At 72.7% G+C, this 21,887-nt stretch carries 20 protein-coding genes and 1 tRNA gene; 9 read left to right on the top strand and 12 right to left on the bottom strand.

Features of this window, described 5'->3' with window-relative positions; all coding sequences use genetic code 11:
- The first annotated feature begins 20 nt into the window (after nucleotides 1-20).
- Nucleotides 21-1,628, top strand: coding sequence for a glycerol-3-phosphate dehydrogenase/oxidase (locus tag Sspor_RS32470; RefSeq protein WP_202202277.1), 1,608 nt, complete (start codon nucleotides 21-23; stop codon nucleotides 1,626-1,628).
- A 127-nt stretch (nucleotides 1,629-1,755) separates the two neighbouring features.
- Complete coding sequence (locus Sspor_RS32465) at nucleotides 1,756-2,751, top strand: PAC2 family protein (RefSeq protein WP_202202276.1); 996 nt, start codon at nucleotides 1,756-1,758, stop codon at nucleotides 2,749-2,751.
- Nucleotides 2,752-2,898: 147 nt separating this feature from the next.
- On the opposite strand, the gene mshC is transcribed toward Sspor_RS32465, so the two are convergent.
- The 4 genes from mshC to Sspor_RS32445 all read right to left on the bottom strand — a co-directional run bounded on the left by mshC (nucleotide 2,899) and on the right by Sspor_RS32445 (nucleotide 6,438).
- Nucleotides 2,899-4,128 carry a cysteine--1-D-myo-inosityl 2-amino-2-deoxy-alpha-D-glucopyranoside ligase gene (gene mshC / locus Sspor_RS32460; protein WP_202202275.1) on the bottom strand — a complete coding sequence of 410 codons (1,230 nt, stop codon included), beginning with the start codon at nucleotides 4,126-4,128 and terminating at the stop codon, nucleotides 2,899-2,901.
- A gap of 110 nt (nucleotides 4,129-4,238) precedes the next feature.
- Nucleotides 4,239-5,087 carry an SCO1664 family protein gene (locus tag Sspor_RS32455; RefSeq protein ID WP_202202274.1) on the bottom strand — a complete coding sequence of 283 codons (849 nt, stop codon included), beginning with the start codon at nucleotides 5,085-5,087 and terminating at the stop codon, nucleotides 4,239-4,241.
- The gene (locus Sspor_RS32450) at nucleotides 5,051-5,641 is read right to left on the bottom strand and encodes a DUF3090 domain-containing protein (RefSeq protein WP_202202273.1); all 591 of its coding nucleotides are present in this window, start codon (nucleotides 5,639-5,641) and stop codon (nucleotides 5,051-5,053) included. The genes Sspor_RS32455 and Sspor_RS32450 overlap by 37 nt, the downstream gene beginning before the upstream one ends.
- A 77-nt stretch (nucleotides 5,642-5,718) precedes the next feature.
- Nucleotides 5,719-6,438 (bottom strand): histidine phosphatase family protein, encoded by a 720-nt coding sequence (locus Sspor_RS32445; RefSeq protein WP_202202272.1) that lies wholly within the window; start codon nucleotides 6,436-6,438, stop codon nucleotides 5,719-5,721.
- Nucleotides 6,439-6,492: 54 nt separating this feature from the next.
- Here Sspor_RS32445 and corA point away from each other — a divergent pair, with 54 nt between their 5' ends.
- Nucleotides 6,493-7,485, top strand: coding sequence for a magnesium/cobalt transporter CorA (gene corA, locus Sspor_RS32440; RefSeq protein WP_202202271.1), 993 nt, complete (start codon nucleotides 6,493-6,495; stop codon nucleotides 7,483-7,485).
- Here the strand turns inward: corA and Sspor_RS32435 are convergent.
- Together Sspor_RS32435 and Sspor_RS32430 are read right to left on the bottom strand one after the other, a co-directional pair.
- Nucleotides 7,463-8,290 carry a ferritin-like domain-containing protein gene (locus tag Sspor_RS32435; RefSeq protein ID WP_202202270.1) on the bottom strand — a complete coding sequence of 276 codons (828 nt, stop codon included), beginning with the start codon at nucleotides 8,288-8,290 and terminating at the stop codon, nucleotides 7,463-7,465. The two genes, corA and Sspor_RS32435, sit on opposite strands and share 23 nt — an antisense overlap.
- Before the next feature lie 212 nt (nucleotides 8,291-8,502).
- Nucleotides 8,503-9,552, bottom strand: a complete 1,050-nt coding sequence (locus tag Sspor_RS32430) for an LLM class F420-dependent oxidoreductase (RefSeq protein WP_202202269.1) — start codon at nucleotides 9,550-9,552, stop codon at nucleotides 8,503-8,505.
- 101 nt (nucleotides 9,553-9,653) lie between these two features.
- Between Sspor_RS32430 and Sspor_RS32425 the strand changes: the two genes are divergently transcribed.
- The gene (locus Sspor_RS32425) at nucleotides 9,654-10,637 is read left to right on the top strand and encodes an aldo/keto reductase (protein WP_202202268.1); all 984 of its coding nucleotides are present in this window, start codon (nucleotides 9,654-9,656) and stop codon (nucleotides 10,635-10,637) included.
- Entirely contained in the window at nucleotides 10,622-12,862 is a 2,241-nt protein-coding gene (locus Sspor_RS32420; RefSeq protein WP_202204013.1) for a helix-hairpin-helix domain-containing protein, read from the top strand. Before Sspor_RS32425 ends, Sspor_RS32420 begins: the two co-directional genes overlap by 16 nt.
- A gap of 75 nt (nucleotides 12,863-12,937) precedes the next feature.
- Here Sspor_RS32420 and Sspor_RS32415 read toward each other — a convergent pair whose 3' ends face one another.
- Nucleotides 12,938-13,594, bottom strand: a complete 657-nt coding sequence (locus Sspor_RS32415; protein ID WP_202202267.1) for a hypothetical protein — start codon at nucleotides 13,592-13,594, stop codon at nucleotides 12,938-12,940.
- Between the two features lie 47 nt (nucleotides 13,595-13,641).
- Here Sspor_RS32415 and Sspor_RS32410 point away from each other — a divergent pair, with 47 nt between their 5' ends.
- Nucleotides 13,642-13,830, top strand: coding sequence for a DUF5703 family protein (locus tag Sspor_RS32410; protein ID WP_030009118.1), 189 nt, complete (start codon nucleotides 13,642-13,644; stop codon nucleotides 13,828-13,830).
- A 39-nt stretch (nucleotides 13,831-13,869) separates the two neighbouring features.
- On the opposite strand, the gene Sspor_RS32405 is transcribed toward Sspor_RS32410, so the two are convergent.
- From Sspor_RS32405 to Sspor_RS32395, 3 genes are all read right to left on the bottom strand, one after another.
- A complete protein-coding gene (locus tag Sspor_RS32405) occupies nucleotides 13,870-14,673 on the bottom strand; it encodes a chaplin (protein ID WP_237404125.1) in 804 nt (267 codons plus the stop codon).
- 167 nt (nucleotides 14,674-14,840) lie between these two features.
- Complete coding sequence (gene chpH, locus Sspor_RS32400; protein WP_030723300.1) at nucleotides 14,841-15,074, bottom strand: chaplin ChpH; 234 nt, start codon at nucleotides 15,072-15,074, stop codon at nucleotides 14,841-14,843.
- A gap of 130 nt (nucleotides 15,075-15,204) precedes the next feature.
- The gene (locus tag Sspor_RS32395; RefSeq protein ID WP_030009121.1) at nucleotides 15,205-16,530 is read right to left on the bottom strand and encodes a M20/M25/M40 family metallo-hydrolase; all 1,326 of its coding nucleotides are present in this window, start codon (nucleotides 16,528-16,530) and stop codon (nucleotides 15,205-15,207) included.
- 165 nt (nucleotides 16,531-16,695) lie between these two features.
- Between Sspor_RS32395 and Sspor_RS32390 the strand changes: the two genes are divergently transcribed.
- Nucleotides 16,696-16,783 (top strand) — tRNA-Leu (locus tag Sspor_RS32390).
- 125 nt (nucleotides 16,784-16,908) lie between these two features.
- Here the strand turns inward: Sspor_RS32390 and sigJ are convergent.
- Nucleotides 16,909-17,871 (bottom strand): RNA polymerase sigma factor SigJ, encoded by a 963-nt coding sequence (gene sigJ / locus Sspor_RS32385; RefSeq protein ID WP_202202266.1) that lies wholly within the window; start codon nucleotides 17,869-17,871, stop codon nucleotides 16,909-16,911.
- A 121-nt stretch (nucleotides 17,872-17,992) separates the two neighbouring features.
- Between sigJ and Sspor_RS32380 the strand changes: the two genes are divergently transcribed.
- Together Sspor_RS32380 and Sspor_RS32375 are read left to right on the top strand one after the other, a co-directional pair.
- Nucleotides 17,993-18,376, top strand: coding sequence for a hypothetical protein (locus tag Sspor_RS32380; protein WP_202202265.1), 384 nt, complete (start codon nucleotides 17,993-17,995; stop codon nucleotides 18,374-18,376).
- Between the two features lie 105 nt (nucleotides 18,377-18,481).
- Nucleotides 18,482-20,254: a SpoIIE family protein phosphatase gene (locus Sspor_RS32375; RefSeq protein ID WP_202202264.1), complete on the top strand. Its 1,773-nt coding sequence runs from the start codon at nucleotides 18,482-18,484 to the stop codon at nucleotides 20,252-20,254.
- A gap of 145 nt (nucleotides 20,255-20,399) precedes the next feature.
- Here Sspor_RS32375 and Sspor_RS32370 read toward each other — a convergent pair whose 3' ends face one another.
- Nucleotides 20,400-21,839 (bottom strand): amino acid permease, encoded by a 1,440-nt coding sequence (locus Sspor_RS32370; protein WP_373318915.1) that lies wholly within the window; start codon nucleotides 21,837-21,839, stop codon nucleotides 20,400-20,402.
- Nucleotides 21,840-21,887: the final 48 nt, after the last annotated feature.

The raw sequence follows: 21,887 nt of genomic DNA, 5'->3' as shown, positions 1-21,887 counted from the left end.
GACGAGGAGCTAAGAGAGATATGAGCAGCCTGCAGAGCGTTCCCGCACTGGGCACGCACCCGACCGCCGGTGCCAACGTCAGCCGCGCCCAGACCCGTGAGCAGCTGTCGAAGGCCACGTACGACCTGCTGGTCATCGGTGGTGGAATCCTGGGCACCTCCGTGGCGTGGCACGCCGCGCAGTCGGGCCTGCGGGTTGCCATGGTGGACGCCGGCGACTTCGCCGGCGCCACCTCCTCGGCCTCCTCCAAGCTCGTCCACGGCGGTCTGCGCTACCTGCAGACCGGCGCGGTCAAGCTGGTCGCGGAGAACCACCACGAGCGGCGGGTGCTGGCCAAGGACGTGGCCCCGCACCTGGTCAACCCGCTCACCTTCTACCTGCCGGTCTACAAGGGCGGTCCGGTGGGTGCGGCCAAGCTGGGCGCGGGCGTCTTCGCCTACTCCGCCCTCTCGGCCTTCGGCGACGGCATGGGCAAGGTCATATCCCCGGCCCGTGCCGCCGCCGACAACCCGGGTCTGAAGACGGACAACCTCAAGGCCGTCGCGGTCTACTACGACCACCAGATGAACGACTCCCGCGTCGCCGTCATGACGGTCCGCGCGGCCGTCGAGTCGGGCGCGGTCGTCCTGAACCACGCCGAGGTCACCGGACTGCGCAAGACGCGCGGCCGGGTCACCGGCGCCGAGCTCAAGGACCGTCTCGACGGCACCGAGTTCGGGGTCGACGCGCGCGTCGTGCTCAACGCCACCGGCCCGTGGGTGGACCACCTGCGGCGCATGGAAGACAAGCACTCCATGCCGTCGATCCGCCTCTCCAAGGGCGCGCACATCGTCATGAAGCGCAAGTCGCCGTGGAAGGCCGCCATGGCCACCCCGATCGACAAGTACCGCATCACCTTCGCCCTCCCGTGGGAGGACCAGCTGCTGCTCGGCACCACCGACGAGGTGTACGAGGGCGACCCGGCGGACGTGCGCGCCACCGAGTCCGACATCGCGCAGATCCTGGACGAGGCGGCCTTCTCGGTGAAGGACGCGGACCTGGACCGCTCGCTGATGACGTACGCCTTCGCGGGCCTGCGGGTGCTGCCCGGCGGCCCCGGCGGCGTCGAGAAGGCCAAGCGCGAGACGGTCGTCTCCGAGGGCGCCGGCGGCATGCTGTCGGTGGCCGGCGGCAAGTGGACGACGTACCGTCACATCGGCCGTGTGGTCATGGACAAGCTGGCGAAGCTCCCGGGCAGCCCGCTGACCGAGGACATGGAGCCGGTGAAGTCGCTGGTGCGCCGGATCGCGCTGCCCGGTGTCGCCAACCCGAACGCGGTCGCGCACCGGCTGCTGGTGGACCGGGAGCCCGGTACGCGCATGGACCCGCTGACGGCCCGCCACCTGGCCTCCCACTACGGCTCGCTGGCCTTCGACATCGCGCGCATCGCGAACGAGGACCCGGCGCTGGCCGAGCGGATCCACCCGGACGGTCCGGAGATCTGGGCGCAGGTCGCCTACGCCCGTGACAACGAGTGGGCCGAGACGGTCGACGACGTGCTGCGCCGCCGTACGACGGTGACGGTCCGCGGCCTGGACGACGAGTCGGTCCGTGCCCGCGTCGAGGAGATGCTGGGCCGTAAGGCATAGCTCGTACGCAGGTGGGGAAGAGGGGCGGTTCCGAGGGGAACCGCCCCTCTGTCGTGGGCTGTGGCCGGTGCCTCGTCAAGGCTTAGGCTGACCCACGTACGCAAGGGAACTTCGGAAGGAGACCTGGGTGATCGAGCTTGAGGGCGTGCCCGAGCTGATCGACCCGGTCATGGTGGCCGCGTTCGAGGGCTGGAACGACGCGGGTGACGCGGCCTCCGGTGCGGTCGCACACCTGGACCGGGAGTGGAAGGGCGAGGTCTTCGCGGCACTCGACGCCGAGGATTACTACGACTTCCAGGTCAACCGGCCGACGGTGTGGCTGGACAACGGGGTACGGAAGATCACGTGGCCGACGACGCGGCTGTCGGTGGTCCGGATCGGCGGTGCCAAGCCACGGGACCTGGTGCTGGTCCGGGGCATCGAACCGTCCATGCGGTGGCGGTCGTTCTGCAACGAGATCCTCGGTTTCGCGCACGAGCTGGGCGTGGAGATGGTGGTCATCCTGGGCGCGCTGCTCGGGGACACCCCGCACACGCGGCCCGTGCCGGTGAGCGGGGTCACCTCGGACGCGGACCTGGCGCGGACGATGGACCTGGAGGAGACGAAGTACGAGGGCCCGACGGGCATCGTGGGCATCCTGCAGGAGGCCTGTACGCACGCGGGTGTCCCGGCGGTGTCCCTGTGGGCGGCGGTGCCGCACTACGTCTCCCAGCCGCCGAACCCGAAGGCGACGCTGGCCCTGCTGAACCGGCTGGAGGATCTGATCGACATCCGGATCCCGCTGGGCGAGCTGCCGGAGGACGCGCGGGCCTGGCAGCTGGGCGTGGACCAACTGGCCGCCGAGGACAGCGAGGTGGCGGAGTACGTCCAGACGCTGGAGGAGGCGCGGGACACGGCCGATCTGCCGGAGGCGTCGGGCGACGCGATCGCCCGGGAGTTCGAGCGGTACCTGCGGCGGCGGGACCCGGCGGCGGGCCCCTCGGCCGAGCCGGGCGACGGCTCGTACCTCCGCGACACGTCGAGCGGTCTGACGCGTCCGCCGAAGCGCAAGCCGGACACCGAACCGGGCCCGTCGGACGAGAGTCCGGAGCCGGACGAGAACGACACCCCGCCGCAGTCCTGACCGCGGGCCCCGCCGCCGCGCGGGGCCATCGCCCACCCGCCCTTCGACCGTTCCCCGGGCCCTGCCCGGGGTCCGGGGCGGAGGCCCGGGAACGGGCGATGCCCCCGGCCGGGGGCCGGGGGCATCGGCAGCAGGGTGCGGGGGTGGCTAGAGGGCCACGCCCAGGAGGGCGTCCACGGTCCGGGAGACCAGGCCCGGGGCCGTCTCGTCGTCGCCGTCGGTGGCGTTCTGGAGCTCCACCCAGCGGTCCACGGCCGCCAGCGCCGCAGGGGCGTCCAGGTCGTTCGCCAGGGCCTCGCGGACCTCCTCGACCAGCGCGTCGGCCGGGATGCCGTCCGGCCGGGACACGGCCGCACGCCAGCGCTCCAGCCGGGCCACGGCCTCGGCGAGGACCTCGTCCGTCCACTCCCAGTCGGCCCGGTAGTGGTGCGAGAGCAGCGCCAGGCGGATCGCCGCCGGGTCCACCCCGGCGCGCCGCAGCGCGGACACGAAGACGAGGTTGCCCTTCGACTTCGACATCTTCTCGCCGTGCAGCGCGACCATGCCCGCGTGCACGTACGCCTTGGCCATCGGGAACTCGCCCGTCAGCGCCTGCGCGTGCGACGCGCCCATCTCGTGGTGCGGGAACGCCAGGTCGGAGCCGCCGCCCTGGATGTCGAAGCCCATGCCCAGGTGGTCGAGGGCGATCGCCACGCACTCGATGTGCCAGCCGGGCCGGCCGCGGCCCAGCGAGCCGCCGTCCCAGCTCGGCTCGCCCGGACGTGCGGCCATCCACAGCATCGGGTCCAGCGGGTTCTTCTTCCCCGGCCGGTCGGGGTCGCCGCCCCGCTCCGCCGAGAGCAGCCGCATCGCCTCGGCGTCGAGGTTCGAGACCCCGCCGAAGTGCGGGTCGGCCTCGACGGAGAAGTAGGTGTCGCCGTCGAGCTCGTAGGCGGCACCGGCGTCCCGCAGCCGCTCGACGAGCGGCACGATGCCGGGTATGGCCTCGACGGCTCCGATGTAGTGCTGCGGGGGCAGCATCCGCAGGGCCGTCATGTCCTCGCGGAAGAGCGCGGTCTCGCGCTCCGCCAGCTCGGTCCAGTCCTGGTTGTCGCGCAGCGCCCGCTCCAGCAGTGGATCGTCCACGTCCGTCACGTTCTGGACGTAGATGACCTGCCGCTTGGTGTCGAGCCACACGCGCTGTACGAGGTCGAACGCGTTGTAGGTCGCCGCGTGACCGATGTGGGTCGCGTCGTACGGAGTGATGCCGCAGACGTAGATACGGGCGACGGGACCGGGGGCGAGGGTGATCGTCCCCTGGGTCGCGGTGTCGTGGATCTGGAGGTCGCGGCCCTTGCCAGGAAGGGCGGGGACCTCAGAAGCGGGCCAGGCATGCATGTGTCGAGCCTAACCGGACGGATGTTCCGGAAACGAACTGGACCTGCACTGTTGTCTTGATCGGCACTCTTGCGGTCTGGCCGGATCTGTGCGTATGGCCGGTGGCCGATTCAGACCGGTGGCCAGGGGATCGCCGGCCACTGCCCGGACGGCTCGGGATGGGTGCCCGTGCGCAGCAGGTGCTCCACCCGGGCCCGTACGGCGGCCAGCTCGACCGGCGTGATCAGTTCGGCCAGCCGGGTGGCGAGCGGGGCTCCGTCGGCCAGTCCGGCGGCCAGCGCGGCCAGCACCTCGCGCGCCTCGCCGGTCAGGGGCTCGCCCGCCCAGCCCCACAGCAGGGTGCGCAGCTTGTCCTCGGTGTGGAAGGTCACTCCGTGGTCGATGGCGTAGAGCCGTCCGTCCGGCGCGGGCAGCAGGTGGCCGCCCTTGCGGTCGCCGTTGTTGATCACGGCGTCGAGTACGGCGAGCCGGCGCAGCCGGGGGTCGTCGGCGTGCACGAGCAGCGCGGTGCGGCCCTCGCCGACCTCGGCGAGCGCGACGGCCTTCCAGCCCTCCCCCGCCTCCTCGCCGTCGACGAGCCCGAGGAGCGCGCCCAGCGGGGCTTCCTCGTCCGGCCGCTCCGCCTCGATCCACCGCTGGACCATGCCCTCGCCGTAGGGTCCGTCGCGCAGCACGGTGGCGGGGACCAGTCCCCACCCGGTGGCCTCGGAGATCAGGTAGGCGGCGACCTCCCGGCGGGCGAGGTTCCCGTCGGGGAAGTCCCACAGCGGCCGCTCGCCCTTGACCGGCTTGTATACGCAGTCGGCGCTCACGCCCCCGTACGTGACGCTGCACAGCAGGACGGCGTTGGACGCCTCCCGGATCCTGCCGATGACGGTGAGCTCGCCCTTGGCGAGCAGTTCCTCCAGCTCCCCCATGTCCGTCACACCTGGCGCCGGTAGCCGTTCTGGCGCGGGCACACGTGCCCCTCGGGGTCCAGCGGGAGGCTGCACAGCGGGCACGGCGGGCGGCCGGCGTTGACGACGTCCAGGGCCCGCTTGGCGAAGGCCCGGGCCTGGGCGCCGCTGAGGCGGACCCGCAGCATCGGCGGGCCGTTCTCCTCGTCCTGGAGCAGCCGCTCCTCGGCGTCGGCGAGGTCCTCGTCGGAGTCGGCGTCGAGTTCGACCAGCGCCTGGGCCTCGACGATCATGCGCTGCTCCTCGCCGTCCCAGGCCAGGGCCATGGTGCCGACGCGGAACTCCTCGTCGACCGGGACGTCCAGCGGCGCGGTGTCGGCGGCCTCGGCGGGGGCGACGGCCGGGACCGGGGCATTGCCGCCGGTCCGCCGTACGACCTCGTCCAGCAGCTCGTCCATCCGCTCGGCCAGCGCCGCTACCTGGGTCTTCTCCAGGGAAACGCTGGTGACGCGGGGGCCGGCGGAGGCCTGCAGGAAGAACGTACGGCGTCCCGGCAGACCGACCGTGCCGGCCACGAAGCGGTCCGGGGGGTCGTAGAGGAACACCTGACGGGGCACGTCCAGTCTCCAAGTCTCGGCGGCAGGGGCAGGTCTGCGCCCTTGTGTTGGCCCGTCCACCCTACTGCGCCGGGCGATCAAGCCGCGCCCGCGCCGCCTCCCACGACGGCGTTCCCGGCGTCTTCGGTGTCTTTGTCCGAGGCGACGGTCTCCGGTGCGGCCGGGCGCCGGACGAGCGAGCCGAAGTCGCCGGTGTCGCCGAGCCGGAACACGAACGGCCGGGTGGTGGTGTACCGGATGGCGGTCACCGAGCAGGGGTCGACGTGGATGCGCTGGAAGAGGTCCAGGTGCATGCCCAGGGCGTCCGCGACGAGGGACTTGATGATGTCGCCGTGCGAGCACATCAGGAAGACGGCGTCGCTGCCGTGTTCCTGCTCGACCCGCGCGTCCCAGTCGCGTACGGCGTCCACGGCGCGCGCCTGCATGGCGCGCATGGACTCGCCGCCGGGGAAGGCCGCGGCCGACGGGTGCTGCTGGACGATCTTCATCAGCGGTTCGTCGGAGAGCTCGGACAGCTTGCGGCCGGACCACTCGCCGTAGTGGCACTCCCCGATCCGCTCGTCGGTGTGAAGCTCCAGCTCCGGCCGGGCGGCGAGCAGGGGCGCGAGGGTCTCCCGGCAACGCTGCAGCGGGCTGGTGACGGCGGCGGCGAGCGGCACCCCCGCCAGTCGGCCGGGCAGCGCGGCGGCCTGCTCCGCGCCGCGCTCGTCGAGGCCCACTCCGGGGGTCCATCCGGCGAGCAGCCCGGCGGTGTTGGCGGTGGACCGCCCGTGTCGTACGAGGATCAGCGTGGCCATGGGGCCAGCGTATGCGCTGCCGCGGGTGTGCGTGCGGGCCGCGGGCAGGGAAGAATGCCCCGCGTGATTGTCGACTGCGCGATTTACCGGGACGGCCGCCGTACCGAGGGACCGGACGACTTCTCGGACGCCCTCGACGAGGCCCGGGCCGCCGGTGACGCCTTCCTGTGGGTCGGCATGCACGAGCCGACGGCGAAGGAATTCGACCACGTCAGCCAGGAGTTCGGCCTGCACCCGCTGGCGGTGGAGGACGCGCTGACCGCGCACCAGCGTCCGAAGCTGGAGGTGTACGACGATTCGCTGTTCGTCGTCCTCAAGCCGGTGCTCTACGACGAGGGCACGGACACGGTGACGGCGGGCGAGCTGATGGTCTTCATAGGGGACTCGTTCGTCGTCACGGTCCGGCACGGCGAGGGGGCCCCGCTGGCCGCCGTGCGCCACCGGCTGGAGCAGGAGCCGGACGTGCTGCGGCACGGCCCGACGGCGGTGCTGTACGCGGTGTCCGACGCGGTGGTCGACCACTACATCGAGGTGGCGGCCGAGCTCCAGGCGGACCTGGAAGAGCTGGAGGCCGAGGTCTTCGCCCCGAGCGCCTCGGACACCAAGAACACCGCCGCCCGGATCTACGGCTTCAAGCGGCAGGTGCTGGAGTTCCGGCGGGCGACGAGCCCGCTGCTCCAGCCGATGGACCGGCTCGCCTTCGGGGAGGTGCCCTTCGTCCACGATCACGCCCAGCCGTTCTTCCGTGACGTCGCGGACCACCTGACCAAGGCCAACGAGTACATCGAGGGCCTGGACCGGCTGCTGTCGGACGCCCTCGCCGCGCACCTCGCGCAGATGGGGCTGCGGCAGAACGACGACATGCGCAAGATCTCGGCCTGGGCGGCGATGGCGGCCGTGCCCACGATGGTGGCGGGGATCTACGGCATGAACTTCGAGCACATGCCGGAGCTCGGGCACGTCTGGGGCTATCCGGCGGTGCTGGTGGTGATGGCGGCCGCGTGTCTGGGCCTGCACCGGATGTTCAAGCGCCGGGGCTGGCTCTGAGTTCCCGCTCGCGGGGCGCGTGGGCGAACCCGGCGGCGGCCGGCGGCCCGCCGAGTGCGTCCAGGTGCTCCGGCAGCCGCAGGTTCACCATCCGGTGCCAGCCGCTGAACCGCTCGTACGCGTACATCGCGCGGATGCCGGCGGCGAGCGCGGCCGCCTTCGGGGCGGACCAGTGCAGCAGCCGTCCCATGTGGCCCATGACGGCGAGGCTCACGTCCCGGTAGACGGAGATCTCGGCGAGGGCGCTCTCACGGAGCACCCGCTGGATGGCCCGGCCGTGTCCGGCCCGGGCGAGGCGCAGCAGTTCCTCGTGGCAGTAGGCGAGGTGGTTGTCCTCGTCGTGGCTGATCATGTGGATCGCCTTGCCGACCTCGGGGTGGTCGCCGAAGTACCTGACCAGCATCTCCATCTGGTCGGCGGCGCGCTGTTCGGTGACGCGGCTGTGCGCGAGGTAGACGACGATGTCCTGCTCGGTCAGCGCCGCCTCGCGGCGCAGCTTCTCGTGCGCGAGGCCGATGCCGCGGCGCTCCAGCAGCATCGTGTAGTCGGTCTCCGGGGGTACCGGGACCGCGGGCAGCCCGCGCTTGCGGAGCAGGGCGTGGAAGATCCGGCCGTGCTTGTCCTCGTCGGCGCCGTGTCGGGTGATCTTGGGCGCGAGGTGGCGCATGCCGTCCGGCACCAGGGCCGCGATACGGGCGTTCTCCCAGCCGCCCTGGGTCTCCCCGCTGGCGGCGATGGAGCAGAACAGCTGGAAGGAGTCGTCGTTGTCGACGATCTCCTGGAACAGGCTGCGGGCAGAGAGCATGGGACGAGTCAAACGCCGGTGGGCGGGGCGGGCAACCGATGGGTCGCACGACTCGCCCGAATGAACGAAATCGGGGGTTGGGCCGCCGCGCGTAACCCGGCGGGCGTCCGCGGCGTTGTTCGCTGTGTCGGCCGTGGCGGGGAAGACCCCCCGAGCCCCCACCACGGCCGCAGAACCCCGGGCCGGCGCGGACCCCGCGCCGGCCTCCCGGATCAGGCGAGGCCCGCCAGCTCCATGGCCTCGGTGCCGGCGCGCAGCGCGGCGATCCGCTCGTCCAGCGTGAATCCGGCCGGGGCCAGCGTGAGGGTGGTGACCCCGGCCTCCGCGTAGGCCCGCATCCCGTCGGCGATCCGCGCGACCGGACCGAGCAGCGTCGTCGAGTCGATCAGCGAGTGCGGGACGGCCTCGGCCGCGCCGTTCTTGTCGCCGGCCAGGTACTTGTCCTGGATCTCGGCGGCTTCCTTCTCGTAGCCCATGCGCTGGGCCAGCTGGTTGTAGAAGTTCTGCTTCCGGCTGCCCATGCCGCCCACGTACAGGGCGGTGTACGGGCGGAACATGTCCGCGAGCGCGTTCACGTCCTCGCCGAGGGCCAGCGGCACGGTCGGACAGACGTCGAAGCCCTCCATCGTGAGCCCGGCCTTCTCGCGGCCCGCCCGGATGTGGGTGAGGGCGGTGGCCTCCAGGTGCTCGGCGGCCGGGAAGATCAGCAGGGCGCCGTCGGCGATCTCGCCGGTCTGCTCCAGGTTCTTCGGCCCGATGGCGGCGATGTAGAGCGGGATGTGCTCGCGCTCGGGGTGCACGGTCAGCTTCAGCGGCTTGCCCGGACCGCCCGGCAGCGGCAGGGTCCAGTGCTCGCCCTCGTAGGAGAGCCGCTCGCGGGTCATGGCCTTGCGGACGATCTCCACGTACTCGCGGGTGCGGGCCAGCGGCTTGTCGAACTTGACGCCGTACCAGCCCTCGGAGACCTGGGGGCCGGAGACGCCGAGGCCGAGCCGGAAGCGGCCCTTGGTCAGCGAGTCGAGGGTGGCCGCGGTCATGGCGGTCATCGCGGGCTGGCGGGCCGGGATCTGGAGGATCGCCGAACCCACGTCGATGCGCTCGGTCTGGGCGGCGACCCAGGCGAGCACGGTCGGGGCGTCGGAGCCGTAGGCCTCGGCGGCCCAGCAGACGTCGTAACCCAGGCGGTCGGCCTCCTGGGCGACGGCGAGGTTGTCGGCGTCCATGCCCGCGCCCCAGTAACCAAGATTGATGCCGAGCCGCATGTGTTCGTCCCCTTACCGGTTTACCGATCAGTAACGTTGGTGTGCGGGGACTGTAGCGCGCCAAGGTCCTCCGCGTCAGCGCCCCAGTAGTCTCAGCGGTCATGGAGCAGAGGCATCTCGGCCGCACCGGACTGCGCGTCTCCCGGATCGGCCTCGGCACCCTCACCTGGGGCCGCGACACCGGCGAGGAAGCCGCCGCCGAGCAGGTGAAGACGTTCTGGGAGGCGGGCGGCACGCTCGTCGACACCGCCGACGTGTACGGCGGCGGTGAGGCGGAGTACCTCCTCGGGCAGCTGGTGGGCGGGCTCGTGCCGCGCCGGGACCTGGTGATCGCGACCAAGGCGGGCAGCGTGCCGGACCCCGACCGGAGGTTCGACGGCTCGCGCGGGCACCTGCTCGCCGCCCTCGACGCCTCGCTGGACCGGCTGGGCACCGACTACGTCGACCTCTGGCAGGTGCACGCCTTCGACCCCGCGACCCCGCTGGAGGAGACCCTGCAGGCGCTGGACCTGGCGGTGAGCAGCGGCCGGGCCCGGTACGCGGGGCTGGCGGGCTTCTGCGGCTGGCAGCTGGCGAAGGCGGCGACCTGGCAGCTCGCCGCCCCCGGGGTGCGCACCCGGATCGCCTCGACGCAGATGGAGTACTCCCTGCTCCAGCGCGGGGTGGAGCGCGAGGTGCTGCCGGCCGCGCTGGACCTGGGGATCGGTCTGCTGCCCTCCTCGCCGCTGGGCCGCGGGGTGCTGACGGGCAAGTACCGGGACGGCACCCCGGCCGACTCCCGGGGCGCCTCGGAGTCCCTGGCCGCGCTGGTGGACCCGTACCTCGACGAGGCGGCGGGCCGGATCGTGGACGCGGTGGCGACGGCGGCCCAGGGGCTGGCCGTGACCCCGCTCCAGGTGGCCCTGGCGTGGATCCGGGACCGGCCGGGGGTGGTGGCGCCGATCGTGGGCGCGCGGACGTCCGCGCAGCTCGCGGCGGCACTGTCGGTGGAGGCCCTTAGTCTTCCGGAGGAGATCTGCCGGGCGCTGGACGATGTTTCGGCTCCGGTGCACCGCTACCCCGATCAGGACTGGAGCACGCTGTGAGTACGGACCGCCAAGCCGAGCCCGCTGCCGCCGAGGAACCGGCCGCCGAGGCCTCGCCGGCCGACGCGGACCAGAACCGACCCGACGAGGCACGGGCCGCGGAGCCGGAGGCCGGGCCGGAGGGCTCCGGGGCTGAAGCCGGGCCGGACGGCTCCGGGGCTGAAGCCGGGCCGGACGGCTCCGGGGCTGAAGCCGAGGCCGGCGCCGGCTCCGAGGACACCGTCGAGCCGGCCGCCGAGGCCCAGGCGGCGCCCGCCCTCAGCGAGGCCCAGGCGGAGTTGGCCGCCCAGAAGATCGAGCGGGAGCGGATCGCCCGGCGCAAGGCTGAGCGGGAGGCGCCCGTCGAGGCCGGGGCGAAGCTCAGCGGGAAGGCCGCCGACCTGCTGGCCGCCGTACGGGCCGTGGAGAGCGGTGCGAAGCCCGCCCAGTACTTCGACGAGGCTCCCGCCGCGCCCCGCAAGGCCCCCGCCGAGCCCCCGGCACCACGCCCCGCCGCCCCGGCGGCGGTGGCCGCGCCCTCCGCCGACGCCGTCGAGGGCGTACGGGCCGTACTGGCCCGCGGTGGCGCCCCCGAGGCACTGGCCGGCCCCGCCGCGGCGGCGCTGGGCGAGGACGCCGCCGGGCAGCTCGGCGAGAACCCGTGGCGGCTGCTGTCGCTCCCCGCCGTACGTCCGGCCCAGGCCGACGGCTTCGCCCGGGCCCTGCTCGGCGCCGAGGCGGGCCCCGGGGACGAGCGCCGCACCTCCGCCCTGGTGGGCTGGCTGCTGGCCCAGGCCGGGCTGAAGGGGCACACCGCGCTGGAGGCCCCGGTGCTGGAGAAGGCGCTCGCCCAGTACGGCGTACCGGATCCGGCCGGAGCGCTGGAACAGGCCATCGCCGAAGGCTCGGTGCTGGTCTTCCACGAGCCCCTGGGGCCGCCGGTCGGCGAGGACACCGCGAACGGCGAGGACGGCGAGGACGCCGAGCAGCCCGTACGTGTGCTGGTGGGCCTGGAGGGCGCCGCCATGGCCGAGGAGAGCCTGGCCGACGGCCTGGCCCGGCTCGCCGCCGGTGTCTTCGACGAGCCCGGGGACTGGGAGCGGGCCGCCGCCGCGGCGCCGAGCCCCTCCGCCGCCGAGCTGGTCCGCGCGGTCGCGGGCCACGGCCTGGTCACCCACACCGGTGGCGAGGCCGCCCGCGCCGAACCGGTCGCCCTGGCCGCGGCGGCCCGGGAGCTGGGTCTGCGGGCCTGCGTCGCCGCGCACGCCCCCGGCGGCGGCCGGGACGCGGTGACCGTGGCGGGGCTGCTGTCCGGGGCCGAGGGGCCCGGGCGGGACGCGGACGGGCAGTTCGCGCTGGACCTGCTGGTGGTGCTGGACGCGCCCCAGCTGGATGTGGAGACCGCGGCCGCGCTGGTGGAGTCCGTCCCGGACGGGGCCCGGCTGGTGCTCTCCGGGGACCCCGGCGTGCTCGGATCCGCCGGGGCCGGGCGGGTGTTCGCCGACCTGCTGGCGGCCCGCACCTGCCCGCAGCTGGTCTCCCGTACGCCCGACCCGGGTCCTCTCGGGGAGCTCGTCTCCGGGGTCGGCATCGGGGAGCTGAACCAGGTCGACGCCCCCGGCAAGGAGGTCGTCATCGTCCCGGTGAAGGACGCCGGGGAGGCCGTGCACCGGGCCGTGCAGCTGGTGGCGGAGTCGGTGCCGCGGGCCTTCGGGATCCCGGCGGACAGCGTGCAGGTGATCACCCCGGGCCACGGCGGCTCGGCGGGCACCCGGGCGCTGAACACCGCCCTGAAGGAGCGGCTGAACCCGGGTCCGGGCCGCTTCGGCGGCTTCGACCCCGGTGACCGGGTCGTGCACGTGCCGTCCGCCGGGCGGGCCCTGCCGGCCCGGGTGGTGTCGGCCGACGCCGAGGGCCTGCATCTGGACCGGGCGGGCGCGCGGATCGTCGTACCGAAGGACCTCGTCGAATCCCAGGTGCGGCACGGCTGGGCGGTGACGGCGCACCAGGCGGTGGGCACGCGCTGGCCGGCGGTGGTCGTCGTACTGCCGGGTGACGCGGCGCAGGCGCTCTCGCGGGACTGGGTCTACACGGCGTTCGGGCGGGGCGAGCGGCACCTGTCCGTGGTGCACGGGGTCGACCAGGCGCTGCCGCACGCGGTGGCCCAGGTACCGGCGAAGCCGCGTACGACCCGGCTGACGGGTCTCCTGACGGCCCTCGCGACGGCGGGCGCGCAGCCGGAGTGAACCGGCCGTGGCCCCCGGCCCGGAAGGGCGGGGGGCCACGGTGCCGGGCACTGCGGGGCCGGGGGCGGGCCGGGGTCAGGCCGGGGTCAGACCCGGCGCCGCGGCCTCCTCCTCGTCCTCGTCGAACTGGTCGGTCTCCTCGTCGAAGACGGAGCTGACGTCGAACCGGTGCAGCACGTCCTGCGGATCGATGTGCCCGAAGGGCGAGCCCAGCCACTCCCCCGGTTCCGGCACCTCCTCCGAGGCCGCGATCCAGAGCGTGGAGTCGCCCTCCTCCAGCCCGAAGTCCTTGTAGCGGGAGGCGATCTCGTCGGGCTCGTACTCTCCGAAGAGCACGCCCAGCGCGTCGGCGGTCCCGCCGTCCTGGACGAACTCGGCGTCCCGGTCGTGCGCGGCGACCCGCTCGGCCTGGGCGATCAGCCGGGCCGGTTCGACCACGGCGTAGTCGCGGCGGATGAGCACGCTGAAGGCGGCCGGCTCGGCGGGCCCGGTGTACGGGACGCCGTCCTCGGGCGTGGGGATCTCGAAGGGGGTGACCTCGTCGTAGCGGTCGTAGAGGAGTTCGTCGTACACCTCGGCCGCGGCGGCGAGTTCGTTGAACGCGGCGTAGACGTCCGGGTCCTCGTCCCCGATCCTGCGCTCGACCGCGGCGAGGTGGCGGTCGAGCGCGGCCTTGACCGCCTCGGCGGCGGCGCGTACCTCGGCAACAGTGGGCAGATCGGCATCAGACATAGAGCAGACGCTATCCGTAGCAGGGGTCTGCCCGCACAATAGATGCGATGCCGGAATACGAATTTGTCGACGTGTACGTGCCCCGCGGTGTCCCTCGCAAGGAGGCGACCCGCCTGTTGACCGATCATGCCGAGTACGGGAACTGGGAACTCGACCGGCTGAGCCTGTACCGGGACGGCAGCCGCCGTGTGCGACTGCGCCGCCGGATCATCCGTCAGGTCCGCGCGACCTGGTGACGCGGGCCCCGGGGGCGGGGCCCGCGCCGTGAGCATCCGTCAGGCGGCGTTGCGGGCGCGCCGGTAGAGGACGGAGCCGGCGAGCAGCAGGCCGCCCGCGAGCGGCAGCCCGGCGGTGAGGACGTCACCGGACCCGGTGGCGGCGAGGCCGCCGGGGTGCGCCGGAGTACCCGGGTTGCCGGGCGTACCGGGCCCACCCGGATTGCCGGGCGTACCGGGACCGCCCGGGTTGCCGGGGGTACCGGGGTTGCCCGGCGTACCGGGACCACCCGGGTTGCCGGGGGTACCCGGACCGCCAGGGTTGCCGGGGGTACCCGGACCACCCGGATTGCCGGGGGTACCGGGCCCGCCGGGGTTGCCGGGCGTACCGGGCCCGCCGGGGTGGCCGGGCGTACCGGGCCCACCCGGATTGCCGGGCGTACCGGGCCCACCCGGGTTGCCAGGGGTACCCGGACCACCCGGGTTGCCGGGGGTACCCGGCCCGCCCGGGTTGCCTGGACCACCGGGGTTGCCCGGGTGGTCGTCGCACGGTTCGTCGTGGCCCGGGTGCTCCGGCTTCGGGGGCTTCGGCGGCTTGGGCTTGGCCTGGCCCGATCCGTTCGCGCAGTGGTTGCCGAAGGCCGGGTTGAGGGCCCCCACCACCGAGATCGTGTTCCCGCAGACGTTCACCGGCGCGTCCACGGGCGCCTGCAGGTTGTTCCCGGACAGCAGGCCCGGAGAGTTCGTGGCATGCCCCGAGGCGCCGGAATCCGCGTGTGCGTAGCCCCCGCCCATCGCGAGGACACCCCCCGCGGCCGCCATGGTGATCAGGGTCTTCCTGGTGACCTGTGCCGGTCGTCGCATCTGTACTCGTCCCCTGGTGTGTACGTATCGGCCGTCGTCCGTTGTCCGACGGCCCGGCCGTCCTGGCTCCCCCGCCTGGAACGCCGGAAGTGAGAGAGATCCGGGCCTGAAAGCCCGGTGGCCCCGGAGCGCTGGGATGCGCTCCGGGGCCGAAGACTTCAGACGCGTCAGGCGTTGACGCAGGTGTTGCCGAAGGCCGGGTTCAGCAGGCCGATCACCGAGACCGTGTTGCCGCAGACGTTCACGGGAACGTGGACGGGGACCTGGAGCACGTTGCCGGACAGGACACCGGGCGAGCCGATGGCCGCACCCTGAGCACCCGCGTCGGCGGCAGCCAGACCCGCACCCGCGAGAACCAGGCCACCGGTGGCAGCCGCAGCGGCGACAACCTTCTTGATCATTGTTCCTCCTAGTAGGCAATTGCGGTCCCAGCCGCGGACCGCAACACCTGTAACGAGGAGGGATCACCGGGGCTACGAGCGTATGAGTGCATTCACTCTTCTCAGTGGAATGCGCACACCTTCTCGAATCTCAGGCGTTGTCGATGAACCGGTCGAGCACCCGCACGCCGAACTTCAGTCCGTCGACCGGCACCCGCTCGTCCACACCGTGGAACATCCCGGCGAAGTCCAGCTCCGGCGGCAGCTGCAGCGGCGCGAAGCCGAAGCAGCGGATGCCGAGGTCGTCGAAGGACTTGGCGTCCGTACCGCCCGAGAGCATGTACGGGACCGCCCGCGCGATCGGGTCCTCGGCCTTCAGGGCGCCCTGCATGGCGTCCACCAGCCTGCCGTCGAAGTCCGTCTCCAGCGCCTTGTCGCCGTGCACGTCCTCCCGCTTCACGCGCGGACCGAGGATCCGGTCCAGGTCGGCGAAGAACTCGTCCTCGTAGCCCGGCAGGAAACGGCCGTCGACATGGGCCGTCGCCTGGCCGGGGATGACGTTGACCTTGTAGCCGGCGCCGAGCATCGTCGGGGCGGCCGAGTTGCGCAGCGTCGCGCCGACCATCTTGGCGATGCCGCCGAGCTTGGCGAGCGTCGCGTCCATGTTGTCCGGGTCCAGGGGGGTCCCGAGCGCGTCGGAGAGCTCGTCCAGGAAGCTGCGTACCGTCTTGGTCACGCGGACCGGCCACTGGTGGCGGCCGAGCCGGCCCACGGCCTCGCACAGCTCCGTGATGGCGTTGTCGCTGTTGGTCATGGAACCGTGGCCCGCGGTGCCCTCCACCGTGAGCCGCATCCAGTGCATGCCCTTCTGGGCGGTCTCCACGAGGTAGAGCCGCAGGTTCTCGTTCACGGTGAAGGAGAACCCGCCGACCTCGCCGATCGCCTCGGTGACACCCTCGAACAGGCCCGGGTGCTTGTCGACGAGGTGCCGGGCGCCGTAGATGCCGCCCGCCTCCTCGTCGGCGAGGAAGGCCAGCACGATGTCACGCGGGGGCTTGCGCCCGCTGCGCATCCGGTCGCGTACGACGGCCAGCGTCATCGCGTCCATGTCCTTCATGTCGACGGCACCGCGGCCCCACACGCAGCCGTCGGCGATCTCGCCCGCGAAGGGGTCGTACGTCCAGTCGGCGGCGTTGGCCGGAACCACGTCGGTGTGCCCGTGGATCAGCAGCGCCGGCCGCGAGGGGTCCTCCCCCTCGATGCGCGCCACGGTCGAGGCACGCCCCTTGTGCGATTCGAAGATCTGCGGCTCCAGCCCGACCTCGGCGAGCTTCTCGGCGACCCATTCCGCCGCCTTGCGCTCCCCGGGGCCCGAGTGGTCCCCGTAGTTGCTGGTGTCGATCCGGATGAGGTCCCGGCAGAGGTCGACCACCTCGTCCTCGCCGGAGACGGTCCTGCCCGTGCTCGACTCGCTCACGCTGCTTCCTCCCACTGATCAGTACCGAACCCCCATCCTCCCGCTCCGAGCCGCTCTCCCCAAGGGCGATCCCCGGTCGTCGGGGGGTGTGATCGAGGACCCCGGAATGTTTGGTAATGTTTTCCACGTCGGAACGGCCCGCGAGGGACGCGAGACAGACACCTTGTCCGGGTGGCGGAATGGCAGACGCGCTAGCTTGAGGTGCTAGTGCCCTTTATCGGGCGTGGGGGTTCAAGTCCCCCCTCGGACACCATGGTCAAACGACCTGGAAGAGCCGGTCAGAGCGACGCGAGTCGCACTGGCCGGCTCTTTCGTCGTCCTGTGGCGCGCCCGCGGCGCGGGGCCGGACCCACGGCCCCGCGCCGCGGGCGCGCCCGGTCAGTTCTGCTCGTCCGCCACCCACGGGCCGAGCTTCTCCGGATTGCGGACGGCCCAGATGCGGGTGACGCGGTCGTCGGCGAGCTCGAACGCCGCCACGGTCACGGTGACCCCGGTGTGCTGCGCGACCAGGCCGGGTCGGCCGTTGACCGAGCGTTCCAGGAGCTTCAGGCCGGGCGCCCTGTCGGCGATCTGGATCAGGTACTCGGCGATGCGCGCGCCGCCCTCGACCGGGCGCAGGGCGGCGCCGACCAGTCCCCCGCCGTCGGCGATCATCGTGGCGTCGGGGGCCAGGAGACCGACGAGGGCCTTGATGTCCCTGGCCTCCCACGCCTCCTTGAAGTGCCGTACCAGAGGGGCCTGTCCGGGCGTCGCGGCCGTCGGGACCTGTGCGGCGCTCACCCGTCGGCGGGCCGAGGCCGCCAGCTGGCGGCAGGCCGCCGGGGTCCGGCCGACGATCCGGGCGATCTCGGCGAAGGGGTAGCGGAAGACGTCGTGGAGGATGAACGCGACGCGTTCGGCCGGTGTCATCGACTCCAGTACGACGAGGAAGGCCATGTTGACCGACTCGTCCAGGGTGACCCGGTCGGCCGGGTCGACGGGCCGGGTCCCGCCGCCGACCGCCGCCCCGCCGATCCACTCCGTGCGGTCGGGCAGCGGCTCGGGGACCCATTCGCCGACGTAGCGCTCACGGCGCGCCCGCGCCGAGCCGAGCAGGTCCAGGCAGATGCGGCCGGCGACCGTCGTCAGCCAGGCGCCGGGCGACTCGACGGCCTCCCGCTTCCGGCTCGGCATCGCGTACCAGCGCGCGTAGGTCTCCTGTACCGCGTCCTCGGCCTCGGCCAGCGAACCCAGCAGCCGGTAGGCGAGGTTGGTGAGGTGTCCCCGCTCCCCGACGATCGCGTCCAGGCCCGCGTCGGCGTCCGCGTCGGCGGCCGCGTCCGCGTCTGACGACGTACTCATGCTCACGACCGCTCCCCCTGGTCCGCCTCCCGGCGCCTCGCCTCACATTTCGCGGGCCCACATCGTCGGACTACCGAGACCTTATCGATCTACGCCGTGAGGCAGAAGAGGGGACGCCACCATGGCCACACTGACGACGGAGAAGCCGCGTACCTTCACGTTCCTGCAGGTCACCGTCGGCCTGCAGACCTTGGCCATCTTCTTCCAGGCGGTCACCGCCGGGGTGCTGCTGTCCTCGTCCCACGGCGAACTGCTGCACGGCATCGGCGCGCGCGTGATGTACGGGGCGACGATGCTGTACGTGATCGCGGCGGTGCTGGCGTGGCGGCCGGGCGGCGGATCGCCCCGGCCCGTCCTGTACTCGTCGGGCTTCCTCGTCCTCGCCTCGGTGCAGGTGGTCCTGGGCATCGCGCGGGTGCCGTCAGTGCATGTCCCCCTGGGCGTCCTGATGTTTGCCCTGAGTCTGCTGGCACTGAGCCGCAGGCCGTCGGCCCGCCGGGCCTGATCGGTGCAACAGGGCAGGTCAGAGCGACGCAATATCGCTCTGACCTGCCCTGTTGTTATGTTGGGAGCACATCGGTGGGGCAGACCGGCCGAGGGAGGTCCCGTGATGTGGGCTGAGGGCGCCGGCCCGCGTCCGCTGTTCGGCGAGGACGCGGACGAGGTGGTGGCCGCCGCCCTGGCGGGCGATCCGCAGGACCTGGACCGGCTGGTGCGCGAGTACCGGCTGCTGCGGCAGATCGTCGACGGGGCCCGGGCGGGGATCGCCCTGCTCGACACCGATCTGCGCTACCTGTACGTCAGCCCGCACATGGCGGTGATGAACGGCCTGCCCGGCGAGGCGCTGCTGGGGCGGACGCTGAACGAGGTGCTGCCGGACGTCGAGCGTCCCGACGAGGTGCTGCACGAGGTACTGCGCGACGGGCGGCCCCGGGAGCTGCTCCTGGAGGGCCGGACCCTGGCCGATTCCCCGTACGAGTCGCGGGTGTGGCGGGGGACGTACCACCGGCTGGAGGAGGACGGGCGGGTACTGGGGCTGGTGGGCATCGGCCTGGAGGTCAGCGCGCCGAGGCAACGGCAGCGGGAGCTGTCGCGCACCAACCGGCGCCTGCTCCTGCTGGACACCGCCGCGGTGCGGGTCGGCACCACCCTCGATGTGGACACCACCTGCCGTGAGCTGACCGAGTTCCTGGTTCCGGGGCTGGCCGACGCGGCGAGCGTGGAGCTCATCCCGCGGGAGGGGCCGGGCGGGGAGCTGCCCGACGGCGGGGCCCTGCGGCTGCGGCGGGTCGCGGTGACCTCGGTACGGGAGCTCGCGGCGCGGGTGCGGGCGCTCGGCGCGGCCGGGGAGGACCTGCACTACCAGCCCGGATCGGCGGTCCGGCAGTGCCTGGAGAGCGGCGAGCCGTGGCTGGGGAACTTCTCCTCCGACGAGGCCTTCAGCCGGGCGGCGCCGAGCGCGGACCGGGTCTCCGCGTACCGGGAGGCGGGCATCCACTCCGGCGTCGTGGTCCCGCTGATCGCCCAGGACCGTCCGATCGGCACGCTCACCCTGGTGCGGGCCGGGGACTCGCCCGCCTTCGGGCGCGAGGACGTCGTCGTGGCCCGGACCCTGGCCGAGCGGGCGGCCGGCAGCCTGGCCAAGGCGGAGCGCTTCGCCAGGGAGCAGGGAATGGCCCTGGAGCTGCAGCTGGCGCTGCTGTCCGAGCCCACTTTCCCGCACGGCGATCTGGAGGTGGCCTCCCGCTACCTTCCCTCGGGCACCGGTGTCCTGGTGGGCGGGGACTGGTTCGACTGCCTGGCGCTGCCCGGTGGACGGACCCTGCTGGTGATGGGCGACGTGATGGGCCACGGGGTCGAGGCGGCGGTCGCCATGAGTCACTACCGCTCCCTCATCCGCGCGCTGGCCGCGTCCGGGCATCCGCCGGCGGACGTCCTGTGCGAGGCGGACCAGGTGGTCTTCGCGGGCGGTCTGGACCGGGTCGCGACCTGTCTGCTCGTGCTGGTCGACCACGCCGCCGGGACCTGCGTCCACGCGAGCGCCGGGCACCTGCCCGCCATGGTCATCGGCCGCGGGCAGGATCCGTTCCTGGCGCCGGTCCCGGTGGGTCCGCCGCTGGGCACCGGCTTCGGCGGGTACGAGGCCGCGTCCTTCGCGCTCCGGCCGGGCTGCGTGCTGATGCTGTTCACCGACGGCCTGGTCGAACGCCGGGGCGAGGACATCGATGCCTCGCTGCGACGGCTCACCGGCATCCCGCTGCCGGTGGGCGGAGCCCTGGACGAGGTCATCGACACCGTGCTGGCGGCCCTGCGGGTCACCGACGCGGAGGACGACGTCACGGTCCTGGCCGCCCGCACCGCCGAACGGCCGGGCCCCTCCTAGGGCGTCGGCGGGACGGCCGTCCCTTCGGTGGCCGGCCGGCTTGAGTCACGTGGTTCGGGGAGTCAGGGAGGCCGGGGAGCCCGTACGGCCCGAGGCCCCGCGCCGGACAGGAGTCCGGCGCGGGGCCCCGGGAGTGGTGGCCGGGTCAGTGGCGGGTGGCGGCGAGGGCGGAGACGCGGCCGCGGACCAGGTACCAGCCGCCGACCAGGGCGGCGCCGATGACCGGGACGAACAGGACCGTGGTGCGGCCGACGCCGCCGTCGCACCACATCAGCACCAGCACGGTGAGCAGGAAGACCAGGGTGATGATCTGGGTGTACGGGGCCCAGGGCAGGCGGTACGCGGGGCGCTCCACGAGGCCGTCCTGGGCGCGGCGCCAGAAGAACAGCGAGCAGATCATGACCATCGCCCAGGTGCCGAGGATGCCGAGCGAGGCGAAGTTGAGGACGAGCTCGAAGGCGTCCTTCGGCATGAGGGCGTTCAGCCCGACGCCGGCGAGGCCGAAGGCGGCGGTGAACAGGACGCCGCCGTAGGGGACCTTGCCCTTGTTCATGACGCCGGTGAACTTCGGGGCGGAGCCGGACAGGGACATCGAGCGCAGGATGCGGCCGGTGGAGTAGAGGCCGGAGTTCAGGCTGGAGAGCGCGGCCGTCAGGACGACGAGGTTCATGATGCCCGCGGCGCCGGGGACGCCGAGCTTGTCGAAGACCGTGACGAAGGGGCTCTGGTCCGAGCTGTAGGAGGTGTAGGGCAGGAGCACGGCGAGGAGGACGACCGAGCCGACGTAGAAGAGGCCTACGCGCCACATGATCGAGTTGATCGCCTTCGGCATGATCTTCTCGGGGTTCTCGGTCTCGCCGGCGGCGACGCCGCAGAGCTCGACGGAGGCGTACGCGAAGACGACGCCCTGGATGACCAGGAGCATCGGGAGGACGCCGGAGGGGAAGATGCCGCCGTTGTCCGTGATGTTGGCGAGGCCGGGGGTGCTGCCGCCGATGTCGTGGCTGGTGGCGACGAGCCAGATGCCGACGACCAGGAAGACGACCAGGGCCGCGACCTTGACGAGCGAGAACCAGAACTCCATCTCGCCGAAGTACTTCACCGAGATCAGGTTGGCGGTGAGGACGATCGCGAGGGCGATGAAGGCGAGGACCCACTGGGGGACGTCGGTGAACAGCGACCAGAAGTGCGCGTAGGTCGCGGCGGCCGTGATGTCGGCGACGGTGGTCGTGGACCAGTTCAGGAAGTACAGCCAGCCGGCCGTGTAGGCGCCCTTCTCGCCCATGAACTCGCGGGCGTAGGAGACGAAGGCTCCGGAGGAGGGGCGGTAGAGGACGAGCTCGCCGAGCGCCCGGACGACGAAGAAGGCGAAGACTCCGCACACCGCGTAGGCGATCGCGAGGGAGGGGCCGGCGTCGGCGAGGCGGCCGCCCGCGCCGAGGAAGAGGCCGGTGCCTATGGCCCCGCCGATCGCGATCATGTTGATGTGGCGGGACTTGAGGTCCTTGCTGTAGCCCTCGTCACCTGCGTCGACATGGCGGGTCGACGCCGGGGCGGGTGCCTCGGTCAAGGTGCGGTCACTCAGGTCACTCATGTGGAACTTCGCCTTCGTGGGTGGGACAAGGCAGGCCCT

The organism is Streptomyces spororaveus, assembly GCF_016755875.1.
GTDB lineage: Bacteria > Actinomycetota > Actinomycetes > Streptomycetales > Streptomycetaceae > Streptomyces > Streptomyces spororaveus.
The sequence above is the reverse complement of the archived record's forward strand: the minus strand, read 5'-3'. Positions and strand labels throughout refer to the sequence as shown.

Bases quoted from the DNA above. Each gene is read 5' to 3' on its own strand.
- Sspor_RS32430 (WP_202202269.1), bottom strand. From the start codon at position 9,552: ATGCGGCTCGGCATCAATCTTGGTTACTGGGGCGCGGGCATGGACGCC.
- Sspor_RS32445 (WP_202202272.1), bottom strand. From the start codon at position 6,438: ATGGCCACGCTGATCCTCGTACGACACGGGCGGTCCACCGCCAACACC.
- Sspor_RS32410 (WP_030009118.1), top strand. From the start codon at position 13,642: ATGCCGGAATACGAATTTGTCGACGTGTACGTGCCCCGCGGTGTCCCT.
- Sspor_RS32415 (WP_202202267.1), bottom strand. From the start codon at position 13,594: ATGTCTGATGCCGATCTGCCCACTGTTGCCGAGGTACGCGCCGCCGCC.
- mshC (WP_202202275.1), bottom strand. From the start codon at position 4,128: ATGCATGCCTGGCCCGCTTCTGAGGTCCCCGCCCTTCCTGGCAAGGGC.
- Sspor_RS32435 (WP_202202270.1), bottom strand. From the start codon at position 8,290: ATGCTCTCTGCCCGCAGCCTGTTCCAGGAGATCGTCGACAACGACGAC.
- Sspor_RS32380 (WP_202202265.1), top strand. From the start codon at position 17,993: ATGGCCACACTGACGACGGAGAAGCCGCGTACCTTCACGTTCCTGCAG.
- Sspor_RS32470 (WP_202202277.1), top strand. From the start codon at position 21: ATGAGCAGCCTGCAGAGCGTTCCCGCACTGGGCACGCACCCGACCGCC.
- Sspor_RS32405 (WP_237404125.1), bottom strand. From the start codon at position 14,673: ATGCGACGACCGGCACAGGTCACCAGGAAGACCCTGATCACCATGGCG.
- sigJ (WP_202202266.1), bottom strand. From the start codon at position 17,871: ATGAGTACGTCGTCAGACGCGGACGCGGCCGCCGACGCGGACGCCGAC.
- chpH (WP_030723300.1), bottom strand. From the start codon at position 15,074: ATGATCAAGAAGGTTGTCGCCGCTGCGGCTGCCACCGGTGGCCTGGTT.
- Sspor_RS32425 (WP_202202268.1), top strand. From the start codon at position 9,654: ATGGAGCAGAGGCATCTCGGCCGCACCGGACTGCGCGTCTCCCGGATC.
- Sspor_RS32375 (WP_202202264.1), top strand. From the start codon at position 18,482: ATGTGGGCTGAGGGCGCCGGCCCGCGTCCGCTGTTCGGCGAGGACGCG.
- corA (WP_202202271.1), top strand. From the start codon at position 6,493: ATGCCCCGCGTGATTGTCGACTGCGCGATTTACCGGGACGGCCGCCGT.